The 12,695-nt window shown below is 65.1% G+C and carries 16 protein-coding genes and 1 pseudogene; 6 read left to right on the top strand and 11 right to left on the bottom strand.

Features of this window, described 5'->3' with window-relative positions; translation table 11 throughout:
* Nucleotides 1–17: 17 nt before the first annotated feature.
* Nucleotides 18–1,115 (top strand): redox-regulated ATPase YchF, encoded by a 1,098-nt coding sequence (gene ychF, locus AOQ71_RS03245; protein WP_057741581.1) that lies wholly within the window; start codon nt 18–20, stop codon nt 1,113–1,115.
* Nucleotides 1,116–1,301: 186 nt separating this feature from the next.
* On the opposite strand, the gene AOQ71_RS49585 is transcribed toward ychF, so the two are convergent.
* Together AOQ71_RS49585 and AOQ71_RS03235 are read right to left on the bottom strand one after the other, a co-directional pair.
* A complete protein-coding gene (locus tag AOQ71_RS49585; RefSeq protein ID WP_283809564.1) occupies nt 1,302–1,862 on the bottom strand; it encodes an acyltransferase in 561 nt (186 codons plus the stop codon).
* Between the two features lie 275 nt (nt 1,863–2,137).
* The gene (locus AOQ71_RS03235) at nt 2,138–2,434 is read right to left on the bottom strand and encodes a DUF4282 domain-containing protein (RefSeq protein WP_057741579.1); all 297 of its coding nucleotides are present in this window, start codon (nt 2,432–2,434) and stop codon (nt 2,138–2,140) included.
* 153 nt (nt 2,435–2,587) lie between these two features.
* Between AOQ71_RS03235 and AOQ71_RS03230 the strand changes: the two genes are divergently transcribed.
* From AOQ71_RS03230 to AOQ71_RS46210, 3 genes are all read left to right on the top strand, one after another.
* Complete coding sequence (locus AOQ71_RS03230) at nt 2,588–3,040, top strand: MaoC family dehydratase (RefSeq protein ID WP_057741577.1); 453 nt, start codon at nt 2,588–2,590, stop codon at nt 3,038–3,040.
* Nucleotides 3,040–3,519, top strand: a complete 480-nt coding sequence (locus tag AOQ71_RS03225; RefSeq protein ID WP_057741575.1) for a MaoC family dehydratase — start codon at nt 3,040–3,042, stop codon at nt 3,517–3,519. The genes AOQ71_RS03230 and AOQ71_RS03225 overlap by 1 nt, the downstream gene beginning before the upstream one ends.
* Before the next feature lie 201 nt (nt 3,520–3,720).
* Complete coding sequence (locus tag AOQ71_RS46210) at nt 3,721–3,867, top strand: hypothetical protein (protein WP_164938884.1); 147 nt, start codon at nt 3,721–3,723, stop codon at nt 3,865–3,867.
* 36 nt (nt 3,868–3,903) lie between these two features.
* On the opposite strand, the gene AOQ71_RS46205 is transcribed toward AOQ71_RS46210, so the two are convergent.
* The 5 genes from AOQ71_RS46205 to AOQ71_RS03205 all read right to left on the bottom strand — a co-directional run bounded on the left by AOQ71_RS46205 (nt 3,904) and on the right by AOQ71_RS03205 (nt 7,258).
* Complete coding sequence (locus tag AOQ71_RS46205) at nt 3,904–4,041, bottom strand: hypothetical protein (RefSeq protein WP_164933651.1); 138 nt, start codon at nt 4,039–4,041, stop codon at nt 3,904–3,906.
* Nucleotides 4,042–4,353: 312 nt separating this feature from the next.
* Complete coding sequence (locus AOQ71_RS03220) at nt 4,354–4,779, bottom strand: hypothetical protein (protein ID WP_057741573.1); 426 nt, start codon at nt 4,777–4,779, stop codon at nt 4,354–4,356.
* Nucleotides 4,780–4,951: 172 nt separating this feature from the next.
* The gene (locus AOQ71_RS03215; protein WP_057741570.1) at nt 4,952–5,872 is read right to left on the bottom strand and encodes a hypothetical protein; all 921 of its coding nucleotides are present in this window, start codon (nt 5,870–5,872) and stop codon (nt 4,952–4,954) included.
* A gap of 211 nt (nt 5,873–6,083) precedes the next feature.
* Nucleotides 6,084–6,524, bottom strand: coding sequence for a nuclear transport factor 2 family protein (locus AOQ71_RS03210; protein ID WP_057741568.1), 441 nt, complete (start codon nt 6,522–6,524; stop codon nt 6,084–6,086).
* Nucleotides 6,525–6,805: 281 nt separating this feature from the next.
* Nucleotides 6,806–7,258 carry a nuclear transport factor 2 family protein gene (locus AOQ71_RS03205; RefSeq protein WP_057741958.1) on the bottom strand — a complete coding sequence of 151 codons (453 nt, stop codon included), beginning with the start codon at nt 7,256–7,258 and terminating at the stop codon, nt 6,806–6,808.
* 279 nt (nt 7,259–7,537) lie between these two features.
* Between AOQ71_RS03205 and AOQ71_RS03200 the strand changes: the two genes are divergently transcribed.
* Both AOQ71_RS03200 and AOQ71_RS03195 read left to right on the top strand, forming a co-directional pair.
* Nucleotides 7,538–7,774: a hypothetical protein gene (locus tag AOQ71_RS03200; RefSeq protein WP_057741566.1), complete on the top strand. Its 237-nt coding sequence runs from the start codon at nt 7,538–7,540 to the stop codon at nt 7,772–7,774.
* A gap of 147 nt (nt 7,775–7,921) precedes the next feature.
* A complete protein-coding gene (locus AOQ71_RS03195) occupies nt 7,922–8,308 on the top strand; it encodes a hypothetical protein (protein ID WP_057741564.1) in 387 nt (128 codons plus the stop codon).
* 29 nt (nt 8,309–8,337) lie between these two features.
* On the opposite strand, the pseudogene AOQ71_RS47075 reads toward AOQ71_RS03195, so the two are convergent.
* From AOQ71_RS47075 to AOQ71_RS03175, 4 genes and pseudogenes are all read right to left on the bottom strand, one after another.
* A pseudogene (locus AOQ71_RS47075) lies at nt 8,338–8,532 on the bottom strand (hypothetical protein); the annotation flags it as partial.
* Nucleotide 8,533: 1 nt separating this feature from the next.
* Nucleotides 8,534–11,230, bottom strand: a 2,697-nt coding sequence (gene uvrB, locus AOQ71_RS03190) for an excinuclease ABC subunit UvrB (protein WP_283809563.1), incomplete at its 3' end; no start/stop codon positions are given.
* Between the two features lie 369 nt (nt 11,231–11,599).
* Nucleotides 11,600–11,824: a hypothetical protein gene (locus tag AOQ71_RS03180; RefSeq protein ID WP_057741560.1), complete on the bottom strand. Its 225-nt coding sequence runs from the start codon at nt 11,822–11,824 to the stop codon at nt 11,600–11,602.
* 111 nt (nt 11,825–11,935) lie between these two features.
* The coding region (locus tag AOQ71_RS03175) for a LysR substrate-binding domain-containing protein (RefSeq protein WP_245316669.1) at nt 11,936–12,695 on the bottom strand (760 nt) is incomplete at its 5' end.

Raw genomic sequence — 12,695 nt, 5'->3', positions numbered from 1 at the left:
CGGAGGCCAGGACCACCATGGGATTCAAATGCGGAATCGTCGGATTGCCCAATGTCGGCAAATCGACCTTGTTCAACGCGCTGACCGAGACGGCCGCGGCGCAAGCTGCGAACTATCCGTTCTGCACCATCGAGCCTAATGTCGGCGAGGTCGCCGTGCCGGATCCGCGGCTCGACAAGCTGGCGGCGATCGCCAAGTCGGGCCAGATCATTCCGACCCGGCTGACCTTCGTCGACATCGCCGGCCTGGTGCGTGGCGCGTCCAAGGGTGAAGGCCTCGGCAACCAGTTCCTCGCCAATATCCGCGAGGTCGACGCCATCGTGCATGTCGTGCGCTGCTTCGAGGATTCCGACATCACCCATGTCGAGGGCAAGATCGCACCGCTTGCCGATATCGAGACCATCGAGACCGAGCTGATGCTCGCCGACCTCGACAGCCTCGAGAAGCGCGTCGACAATCTGACCAAGAAAGCCAAGGGCAACGACAAGGACGCCAAGGAGCAGCTCGACCTCGTCAACCGCACGCTGGTGCTGCTGCGCGAGGGCAAGCCCGCGCGCCTCGTCGAGCGCAAGGCCGAAGAGGAACGGGCGTTCTCGATGCTCGGCCTCTTGTCGTCAAAGCCGGTCCTCTATGTCTGCAACGTCGAGGAAGGCTCGGCGGCCACCGGCAACGCCTTCTCCAAGGCGGTCGAGGAGCAGGCCGCCAAGGAGGGCGCGGTTGCCGTCGTCATCTCGGCAAAGATCGAATCCGAGATCGCGACGATCTCGCGTGAGGAGCGTGCCGACTTCCTGGAGACGCTGGGTCTCGAAGAAGCAGGTTTGGATCGTCTGATCCGCGCCGGCTACAAGCTGCTCGAGCTCATCACCTATTTCACGGTGGGCCCGAAGGAAGCACGCGCCTGGACCATCCATCGCGGCACCAAGGCGCCGGGCGCGGCCGGCGTGATCCACACCGATTTCGAAAAGGGCTTCATCCGCGCCGAGACGATTGCCTATGACGACTACGTCGCGCTCGGCGGCGAAGCCGGCGCCCGCGATGCCGGCAAGCTTCGCCTCGAAGGCAAGGAATACGTCGTCGCCGACGGCGACGTGATGCATTTCAGGTTTAATACGTAAGGGCTCGCTGTCATTCCGGGGCGCGCCTCTTGGCGCGAGCTATGGTGCGCAATTGCGCACCTGAGAATCCATTTCACGATTCACTCTGACGCTCGATGGATTCCGGGTTCGCGCTACGCGCGCCCGGGAATGACGAACCTCACTGCACCGCGCCGCGCTGATGACGCGCAGAGCCCGCGTCGGTGCCTATTCGTCGTCGCGGAACTGCCTGACGACCGCCGCCGGGTTTCCGGCGACGACCACGCGGGGTGGGACGTCCTCACGCACCACCGCTCCGGCACCCACGACCGAGTGGTCGCCGATCGTCACTCCCTTGAGCACGATCGAGCGCGCGCCCACCCAGACATTGTCCCCGATGTGCACCGGCGCGACGGCCCGAGCAACCGCAGGCTCGTGCCGAAGCCGCGGGGGAAGGTTGTGAAAGTCCGTGTCGACGATGTCGCAGTCGCTGATCAGGCAGGACGACCCGATATCGACCTTCTGCGCGCAGCCGATCCAGCAGCCATTGAGCAAGGTGTCCTTGCCGACCGTCACCTGGCCATGCCCGGTGATGAGCACGCGCTTGCCGATCCGGCAGTTCGCGCCGATCGACACCCGGACGCCCCGACCGAGCACCAGCCGCCCCTTGAACACGATCCCGGGTCCGAGCTGGAGCCGGCGCCCGTACCGCACCGTCAGCCAGCCGCGCAGACAGGCGAAGAACAGGAGCGCACCGGCCCGCAGCACCGGGTTCTCGATCTTGCCCACCAATCCGCTCCTGACCCTTGTGGCGTCCCCCGCCTTTCATGCGGTGCCGAGCCTGTCATCCGCGCGTAAATACGCGGTGAAGAACGAGGTGGCACCTGGCGCAGCCGTCTGGGTGGAGGCCGATGTTGGTAAGGGCTCGCTGTCATTCCGGGGCGCGCCCCTTGGCGCGAACTATGGTGCGCAATTGCGCACCTGAGAATCCATTTACCCGCTTGCTCTGAGGCCCGATGGATTCCGGGCAAGCCTCTCCGAGGCGCCCCGGAATGACGAGGGCCTCATCGCATCCCGCCGCCCTGATCCCTGATGGCGCCGAGATGCTCGTTGATGCGGAACACGATCAGGATCAGTTCCGCGGCGATGCGCGAGAACACCACGCCGACGACCGCGCCTGCGATCGATTCCAGCACGACCAGGAAACCGGCGAACGGGCTGATCGCCATCGCGGTGAGGCCGGCGAAGATTCCGGAGAGTCCGAACAGGCAGATCACGCCGATCACCAGCCAGTAGAAGGTCTTGATGATCGTCGGCGTGATGAAGCGGTCCCACTGAAACAGATCGCTGAATGAAAACATCTCTCTCCCCCCGCCAAATCGCGCTCCCGGCCGTGCCGTCAGGACAATGAGGCGAGCCGACTCGCCGAATGTAGCACGAGCCATGCGGGCCGGCGGGTTGAGATTGCCGCAAAGTGCGGCCACAATCTGTCCTTCCCGCAAAGCTTTTCCAAGATGACCCTGACCTTCGAAGATTTCCCGCCAGGCCGCTATGGAACGTTCGGCCCGCGCCATGTCACCCGCGACGAGATTTTGGCGTTTGCCGCCGAGTTCGATCCGCAGCCGATGCATCTGGATGAAGAGGCCGCCAGCAAAAGCATGCTGCGCGGCCTGTCGGGCTCGGGCTGGCATCTCTGCTCCCTGATGATGCGGATGATGGCCGACGGTTTCATCGCCCGCGCCGCCTCGCTCGGGTCTCCGGGGGTCGACGAGGTGCGTTGGCTCTCGCCGCTCAGGCCGGGTGACGATCTCACGCTCGACGTCGATGTCGTTGAAGCGCGCACCTCGAAGAGCCGGCCGAACCTCGGCATCGTCAAGTTCAAATGCACCGCGCGTAACGCCAAAGGCGAAGCGCTGTGCGAGATGACCTCGCCGATCCTGATCGAGCGACGCGCGGGAGCGGCCTGATGCGGTTCTTCGAACAGATCGAGATCGGGCAGCGCCGCGAACTCGGCAGCTACAGCTTCACCGCCGAATCCATCAAGGCTTTCGCCGCCAAGTTCGATCCGCAGCGCTTTCACCTCGACGAGGAGGAAGGCAAGAATTCGCTGTTCGGCGGGCTTGCTGCATCCGGCTGGCATGTCGGCTCGGCCTGCATGAGCTTGGTGGTCGCCGACGGCCAACGTCTGGCGCGTGAGGCAGCTTCACGCGGCGAGGAGGTTGCCGTCTGGGGGCCGTCGCCGGGCTTTCGCGATCTGCGCTGGATCAGGCCGGTGCTCGCCGGCGATATCATTTCTTACGCCAGCGTCGTCATCGACAAGCGCAGCTCCGCCTCGCGTCCCGGCTGGGGCATCCTGACCGCCCGCACCACCGGCACCAACCAGCGCGGCGAGGAGGTCTATTCCATCACCGCCAGCGCCTTCGTGCCGATGCGGAAAAGCGCTTAGACCAGTTCCAGGATGAACGGCCAAAACAGCGCGCGAGTGTTGCCCGCGCGCTATGGACGCGATTCAGGGTGACTGCCATAAGCCTCCCGAGATGGCCCGGGAGCCTGCGAAGCAGCAACCGGAACCATCGAGTTGCTAACCAATTATGAACCTGTCGCTGTCTATTTGAACGAACTGGGCAGAGGACAGGGAACGAGAACGATGGCAGACCGCGGCGCACTGAAATTGGTCGGATTTATCTTCGCTACCGCGACGCTGGCCGTGATGCTGGTGGCCGGCATGGTGGTGAAGGGCTACGCCGACGGCGCCTACACCCTGGAAGCCTCGACGGTCGACGCAAGCCGTTAAGCGACTGTTTACGTTCCGGGGAAGCGGCCTCCGGCCTCAGCGGCTATAGACGAACGCCAAAATTGCGATCGCAACCGCCAGCAGCCCGACAAAGCGCAGCATGATGGTCCCGAACTGGCTCGGCGCGGGCCGCAGCGGTATCGGGTCCGTGGTATCGGGCCGAATGCTTTCCATCTGAGATGTCCCCGAGGCCCGGCCGTCAGCGGCACGGGCGCTTGGCATTGGTCGCCGGGAGTGGGCGGTGGGTTCAAACCACGCCCACCGCTGTCATGCCCCGCCTAGTGCGCAATTGCGCACGGGGGGCAGGGCATCCACTACGCCGCGGCCCCTCGGTTCAATCGCTGCCGTCTCTGGAATACTGGATCAACCGCCTTCGCGGGTGATGACACTTTTCGTGTGGAGCGCGTGTGCACTCCTCACGTCCCAGAAGCAAAAACGCCGCGCTCCTTCCGGAGCGCGGCGGCTGGTGATGCTTCTTCCGTCCGATCAGCTATTGCGCAGGCCGTCGGCGGCACGCTTCCACTGGGCGACGTTGTCGGCGATCATGCGGGTCGACTTCATCGCGGCCTGGCTGAGTTGGGCGTAGCCCGAGATCTCGCGCTGGACGCGCTGGCCTTCGGCATGAAGCAGGTCGCGCAGGCTCTCGAGCTCGGAGATCAGATTCTCGATCTCGCCGAGGGAGGTGCCGGCGACGCGCTGGATCAGCGAGTTGACGTTGGTCACGGTGGCTTCCGCGCTCGGATCGAGTGGCGGCGAGTCCGTGGTTGCGGCGGCGGCCGGCCGGCGCAGATAGGCGATGTCGTTGCGGACGAAATCGCGGATACCGGCCTCGACTTCGGTCACGGCGGCGAGATCGCTGTCGACCGTCTCGGTCTCGGTGGTCTCGGTCTTTTCCGGACGCATGGCGTTCATCGTTATTCCCCTGTTCGCGTTGAGCGCAGCGCGAGTGTCCCCCGCACGACGATGTGTGTCAGGCCGATGCATCTGTGCGCCGGATTTTGACCGGAACAGGGCCGAGATGCGGCAAGGACGGACCATTCGGGGGCTTTGCCGTGGCGTACGGTTAGGGAAGTCTAAACAAGGCTCACCAGCTCTTCTTGAAGCCGGCCGTCACGCTCTTGTTGATCGCGCCTTGCGAGGTTTCGCCGACCGAGCCGGAGACGGTGACGTTGTCGAACAGCTTCTGCTCGGCGCCGACCTTGCGCAGCCATTTGTCGTCGGTGGTCGACAGGGTCTGCCCCGCCGAGATGCTGGTGCCGGTGTCGGTGATCGTGACCTTGGCGGACTGGTCGGTCTCGTAATTGCGGCTGACGTGGCCGCCGACGCCGGGCAGCGCCGTGGTGCCCTGCTGGTTGACGCTGTAGCCGTTCTGCAGCGTCAGCGAGGTGTCGCCCGACAGCGGCATTGATTTGGTCAGCGACGCCCCGAGCTTGCTCTGTTCGCTGCCTGGATCGACGCGGGCTTCGACCGCAGTCTTGTCCCAGATCGCGCCTGCGCCCGGCGCGGTCGCGGCGGCCCAGGCGCTGCCGGAGGATTGCGGCAGGTTGCCGCCATTTTCGGCCTTCAGCGCCAGCAGCTCCGACATCGTGGTCGGCTCTTTCGTCACCGTCAGGTCGGCGCCGATGCGGGTGTCCCAGAACGGGGACACCGACTGCTTGACCTTCACGCCCGAGGAGCCGTTGGCATTGGCGCTGGACGACCAGTCCATCCCGTCCTTGGCGGCGGCTTGCGCGCGCTTCTTGGCGGCGACGAGGTCGTCGAGCGTACCCGCGTCGATGGCGAGCTGGCTCCAGTCGAGCTTGTCGACGTCGATGCCTTTGAGCACGTCGGGGGCGTTGACGCTGGGGGCCTCGGCGACCTCGGCCTCGTCGTCGTCAGCCGTGGTCGCGGCGGGGGGCGGGGAGAAGGGCGGAATGATCTGCGCTGCAGCCGTCAGCACCGAACCCAAAATGAACGCGGCCGCCAGCGGCAGCCTGGTCCAGCCGAAACCTGTCGTGAATTCCATTGCCTTGCCCGCAAGCCCCGTTCGCGCGGAAAATGCGGAACTATCGTTGCGAAATTGTGGCGCCCAGAATGACGAACCAACGGGCCGCGCGCAAATGGCGCGCCCGGTGACGAGCATCTCCATGACGGCGTCCGGCGGGGCTGGAGGCCAGCACGTGTCATGGGAGCATCAATCGACCGGTCCCGAATTCTCGGAGCCCGTTGGTGTCCCGTCAGCCGACGCTGGTCATCTTTGGCAGATGAATGGCGCGGCCGAGTGCCTGTTCGACCAGATCGAAGGTGTCGACCAGCACACGCAGGCTGATCAGCCTATCAGCCCTGAACTGCGCGAACTGCGCCACGCGCAGGCTGATCGGCTTGTCGGAATCCAGCGCCGTCAGCGAGTAGCGCAGCATCGAGGAGGCGGAATCGACGCCCAGCATGATGCTCTCGCGCTCGAAGCGGCGGACGCGGAAATTGTCGGCGAGCTGGCGGATGACCCGGAGCACGGCCGCCTTGCCCTGGCGCGCGCCCAGGAACGGAAACATGTCGATCGGGCCGTAGATCGCCCATTCGACGTCGTCGTCGATCAGGGCCTCGACATCCTCGAAATGCCGGTCGTTGATCGCACGGTGCAACGCGCGCGAGAAACGCCAGAGGCTGTGCTCTGTCATTTGGGGGGCGTCCTGAAATTGAAGCGTAAAAACGGAAAACAACCCCATGCACAGTAAGGTGCCGAGGGGCTGCTGAATTCATTTGTATGCGAACAAGTACGGGATTTCTGGAAAAACTCAAATCACGTTTTTGCAAGGCACAAGTGAGCGCAAAGTGTGAGATTTACAACAGGACCCCGTAATCTTACCGGGTCCGGGAAGCGGGGGGAGTTGCCAACCCTCGGTGTCGTCCCGGCCTAGCGCGCAATTGCCCGCGGGGGGCCGGGACGACGTTGGGACGCCTACTCCGCCTCCATCCCCGCCCCCACGATCAACGGCCCGATCTCCCGCTCCAGCACCTGCTGCACCAGATCGTAGGAATCGATGATCTCGCGGATCTGCGCGATCTGTCCGTTCCGGAAGCTGTAGAACACCGCCATGTCGAACTGCACGATGCGGTCGTTGCTGCGCTTCTTGAAATGGGCCCGCAGGTAGATCGCGACCTCGTCGCCATCGGCGATGATTTGCGGGACCTTGTAGCGAAACTCGGAGTAACGCGAGGAGACCGTCTGCCAGAACTCGCGCAACTCGGCCTTGCCGTGGCGCGGGCCCATATGCGTCATCACGTCGATCGGCGCGTGGGTGAGGAAATCGACGTCCTCGGTGCAGCACGACAGCGCGGCCTCGAGATCGCCGCGCATGATGGTGTCGAGCAGATGCAGCACGCGCTGCTTGTTCAACGACTCCACGCTCATGCCGCTGATGCCCTCACTGGCCATGGATTGTAAACGCTATCGCGCGGCGCGCGGCTGCATCAATCCGCAAAAACACCGGGGCTATTCGCCATATGGTCGCGCCTCAATGCATGGGGTTCATGGCTGCAAGGCGGGGTTGCGCTGACATGGACCGTGCCCCCAATCGGACGGGCGTTCTGACGCCGCCGGCATGAGGGCTGACGTCTCTCACCATGTGGCGAGCGCGGGAACTCCCGCCGGCTCGTAATCGTTGAGACGGCGACACCGCAGGAGACATCGATGAAATTCCCGCTTCTCACCGTCACCGCCGCGCTGCTCATGCTCGGCGCAAATTCCGTTGCGAACGCCAAGGGCTGCATCAAGGGCGCCATCGTCGGCGGCGTTGCCGGCCATTATGCTGGCCATCACGGCATGCTCGGCGCCGCCGCAGGCTGCCTCTACGGCCGCCATCGCGCCAACGAGCAGGACAGGCAGCAGCAACAACAGAGCCAGGCGAACGGGCAGGGCAAGCTGTAGCTCATCGTCATTCCGGGGCGCGCGAAGCGCGAACCCGTACATCCATCACGCCTCTTGTTCCAGTCGCGGAATGGGGCGTGAGGCACCTCACATCGCGCGCCTCTCCCTGCGGCTACCGTCAGCTGCATGCCATCAGGGAGACGTGCCATGGCCACCATCGCCACCGCGAGAAAGTCCCGTCCGCGCAACGCGCTCGAAGGCTTTGCGCTGACCGCGATGCTGCAGAGCTTTCCGACCTTCGCGGCGGCCGCGCTGCTGCTCAAGCTGTGCGGCAACCACGACCTCGTCGGCGACCCCGGCGTTGCCATTTTCGTCGCCTTCGCCTCGCTGCTTCACGCGATGATCGCCGCGACGCTCGGCCCGAGCGTCCCGGCGCTGTTCAAGACGCTCTACGAGCCGGCATTCTTCGATGGCAGTCTGTCGCTCTCCGACAAGATCACGGAATGGCGCACCCACCCGGTCGCCTCGCTGCAACTGGTCGCGATCGTGCTGATGCTGTCGGTGATGGCTGTGGTGACGGCGAGCATGGGGTGAGGGCGTTGACCCTCCTCACATCCGACATCCTACCTCTTCTTCCACCCGCCCCTTCGCCCCGGCATCCCGCCGGTCGATTTCGGCGCAGGCCCGAACTCGGGCCCCGACTGCCTTGAATCCGTCGGCTGGATGATCCGGCTGGTGCTGCCGAACGGCTTTGAAGGCAGGCTTGGGCTCGCGCGGTAGGGCAGCGATTCCGGGCCGTGCATCTCGTCGAGATGCGGNCGAGCCGCTGCCGCTGCCGCTTGCCTTCAGCGCGGAGCTCACGGTCTTTTTCTTCATCGCGCTGACCGGCAGATTGGCGGCATCGCCGTATTTTCGGGTGCCGGCATAGGCGCCCGCCTTGGTGGTGACGGCGCGCTGCTTGGCGGTGGGATCGTCGACCACGGCGAGCTCGGTGGCGCGCAGGCGCTTGACCTCGTCGCGCAGGCGCGCGGCTTCCTCGAAGTTCAGGTCGGCGGCGGCCTCGCGCATCCGCGTCTCGAGGTCGGCGAGCACGGCTTCAAAATTGTGGCCGATCGAGATGACGTCGTCGGTCATGTCGTGACCGCCGACCTCGACCAGCACGTGGTCGCGCTCATAGACCGAGTTGAGGATGTCGCCGATGTTCTTCTTCACGCTTTCAGGCGTAATGCCGTTGGCTGTGTTGTACTCGACCTGTTTTTCGCGGCGGCGGTTGGTTTCGGCGATGGCACGCTCCATCGAGCCGGTCATCTGGTCGGCATAGAGGATCACCTTGCCGTCGACGTTGCGCGCGGCGCGGCCGATGGTCTGGATCAAGGACGTTTCACTGCGCAAAAAGCCTTCCTTGTCGGCATCGAGAATGGCGACCAGCGCGCATTCGGGGATGTCGAGGCCTTCGCGCAACAGGTTGATGCCGACCAGCGCATCGAACGCACCCAAGCGCAGATCCCTGATGATCTCGATGCGCTCGATGGTGTCGATGTCGCTGTGCATATAGCGGACGCGGATGCCCTGCTCATGCAGATATTCGGTGAGGTCCTCCGCCATGCGCTTCGTCAGCACCGTGATCAGCGAGCGATAGCCGGCCTGCGCGGTCGCGCGCACCTCGCCGACGAGATCGTCGACCTGGGTGCGGGCCGGGCGAATATCGACCGGCGGATCGATCAGGCCGGTCGGCCTGATCACCTGCTCGACGAACACGCCACCGCTTTCGTTCAGCTCCCAGCTGCTCGGCGTCGCCGACACCGCGATGGTCTGCGGCCGCATCATGTCCCACTCCTCGAAGCGGAGCGGGCGGTTGTCCATGCAGGAGGGCAGGCGGAAACCGTATTCGGCCAGCGTCGCCTTGCGGCGGAAGTCGCCGCGGAACATGGCGCCGATCTGCGGGATGGTGACATGGCTTTCGTCGGCGAAGATCAGCGCGTTGTCGGGGACGTATTCGAACAGGGTCGGCGGCGGCTCGCCGGGGCGGCGCCCGGTGAGATAGCGCGAATAGTTCTCGATGCCGGCGCAGCTGCCGGTCGCTTCCATCATCTCGAGGTCGAAGGTGGTGCGCTGCTCCAGCCGCTGTGCTTCCAGGAGGCGGCCCTGGTTGTTGAGCTGGTCGAGCCGCTGCTTCAGTTCCGACTTGATCGACTTGATCGCCTGCACCAGCGTCGGACGCGGCGTCACATAGTGCGAATTGGCGTACATCTTGATAAATTCGAGCTCGTCCTGCTTGTGGCCGGTGAGTGGATCGAACTCCTCGATGCTCTCGATGGTGTCGCCGAACAGGTTCACGCGCCAGGCGCGGTCTTCATAGTGCGCCGGGAAAATATCGATCACGTCGCCGCGCACCCGGAAAGTGCCGCGGGTGAAATCGGCCTGGGTGCGCTTGTACTGGAGCGCGACGAGGTCGGCGATCAGCTGGCGCTGGTCGATGCGCTCGCCTTTCTTCAGCGCGAACGTCATCGCGGTGTAGGTCTCGACCGAGCCGATACCGTAGATGCAGGACACCGAGGCGACGATGATGACGTCGTCGCGTTCGAGCAGGGCGCGCGTCGCCGAGTGGCGCATGCGGTCGATCTGCTCGTTGATCGACGAGTCTTTTTCTATGTAGGTGTCCGTGCGCGGGACATAGGCTTCCGGCTGGTAGTAGTCGTAATAGGAGACGAAGTACTCGACCGCGTTATCGGGGAAGAAGTTCTTGAACTCGCCATAGAGCTGGGCGGCCAGCGTCTTGTTCGGCGCCAGGATCAGCGCCGGACGCTGGGTCGCCTCGATCACCTTGGCCATGGTGTAAGTCTTGCCGGAGCCGGTGACGCCGAGCAGCACCTGGGAACGGTCGTTGCGCTCGATGCCCTCGACCAGCTCCTTGATCGCGGTCGGCTGGTCGCCGCGCGGCTGGTATTCCGACTTGATCTCGAAACGCACGCCGCCTTCGGACTTCTCCGGGCGCGGCGGCCGGTGCGGCGTCCACACCCTCATGGAGCCGTCGTCCTTGCGGAACTCCGGCCGCCCCTCGCGGATCAGCGATTCCAGCGCGTCGGCAGTCGCCTTGACACCGAGCGCCTCCATCTTTGACCGCGGCGGACGCGCCAGCGCTTCGGCATCGTCCTCCTCGGTGGGAAGACCGAGCTGTCGCGCCAGTTCCGGATCGAGCGTCGGGATCGTGGCCGCGGTTCCGTAATTGGCCTGCGGCGCTTCTTCCAGTCCGGCCAGCCGGTCGGCCGGACAATCCTTCGGCGTCGAGGCGCGCGCGCAATGCGCGGCAGCCTCGCCGCCGGCGCGGCGGTCGCGCGAATTGTCGGGTGGCGGCTGCAGCCCGGTGCCCGATCCAAGCCCCGCATCGCCGCGATTGATCGCAGGATTCAGCAGCTCGGCCAGCGCCGGCCCGATCGGCTGCACATCTGGCCGATGTGCCTTCGAGTTCGGAGCCTTGGTTTTGGGGGATTTCGGGGGAGCAGGTTTCTTCGCCATGAGGCGAATATGGGACGACTCCGCCCTTCAGAAAAGGGCGAAGCTAAGTCCCGGAGCACGCTGCTGACAGCAGGTTGGCAGCAGCGCCGGACTACGCCGCCGGCAGCGGCCCGTCGCCGTCCACGACCGTCAGGCGCGGCTCGAGGATATCGAGATGGATCCCGCCGCAATCGGTGCAGCGCATGGTCCAGTACTCGCAGCCNCCGCCGATCACGCGGACCACCGCGAGATCGCCGTCGCATTCCGGGCAGATCGACAGCACCTGGCGCGAATAAATTCGCGGCCGCCCACCGTCGTCGATTTCGATCACTGACATGGTCAGGTGTTCCCCTACTGTGCCGCCTTCAGTCCTGTTGCCGTGCCGCCGGCCTATTCGTCGCTGTCGCCGGCGTGCCGGCGGAAGCGGTCGATGTGATGCTTGGCGTCTGCGATCGCAGCGTCGGGATCCGGCCAGGCGAAGCCGACTTCCATGGTCGGAAACAGCACGCCGTCGATGGCAAGCGGGCTGAAATCGGCGCGCCGGATACGGGCGTGCCACAGTCCCTTGCCAGCTTCGAAGGATTCGATGTCAAAGCCGTCGTAGAGGGTCGTCATTGGAAGTCCCCAAATGCTCAGATGTCGGAGGGTTAGAGGACCACGTTTGCGGATTTCGATATGTGAAGCCGTTCACATCAGGCCGGCTTTTTCAGCCGAACGGCTGAGGCATCAGTTCCGTGCGGCGCGTCCGGACCGCCGCGGCCGGGCCGCGGGTTCCGCCGCCGCCCGCATGATCCAGCGGCGGAACGCGGTAAAATCGCGCTGCTCGGTCTGGAAGCTGCGGTAGATCAGGTACCAGCGCATGCCCTTGGGCACCGAGAGGTCGAACGGCGCCACCAGGCGTCCGGCGGCGAGGTCGTCGTCGATATAGGGCCGGATGCCCATGGCGACGCCGAGTCCGTCGACAGCAGCTTGCAGCGCCTGGCCGTAGAACTGGAACTCCGGCCCGCGCGCATTGATGCGGGTGAGGTTCGCCGCCTTCAGCCAGATCGGCCAGTCCTCCGGCGAATGGGTGACGCGGATCAGACCGGGCGCTTTGAGGTCCGCCGGCCGCTTCAGGCCGGAGGCGAGGCGGGGCACGCAGACCGGCGTGAGGTCGCCCGCGAACAGGGGCTCGGCGACGAGGCCCGGCCAGTCGCCGGTGCCGAGCTTGATGCCGCAGCTCCAGTCCTCGCCGAACGGCACCTCGGCGCCGCCGGTGGTGAAGCGCACCTCGATGTCGGGCTCTTCGCTGCGAAACGCCGACAGCCGCGGGATCAGCCAGCGCATCGCAAAGGTGTGGCCGACGCCGATGGTGAGCACGCGCACGCTTGCAGGCGCCGTCACCTGCGCGGTGAGGCTGGCGAGCGCATCGAAGATCGGCGTCAGCCCGCTCTGATAGGCGCGGCCCGCCTGCGTCAGCACCAGCCTGTTGGCCTTGCGTTCGAAC

Origin of the sequence: Bradyrhizobium manausense, assembly GCF_001440035.1 — a bacterium.
Classification (GTDB): Bacteria; Pseudomonadota; Alphaproteobacteria; order Rhizobiales; family Xanthobacteraceae; genus Bradyrhizobium; species Bradyrhizobium manausense.
This window is presented reverse-complemented; position numbering and strand designations above follow the sequence as displayed.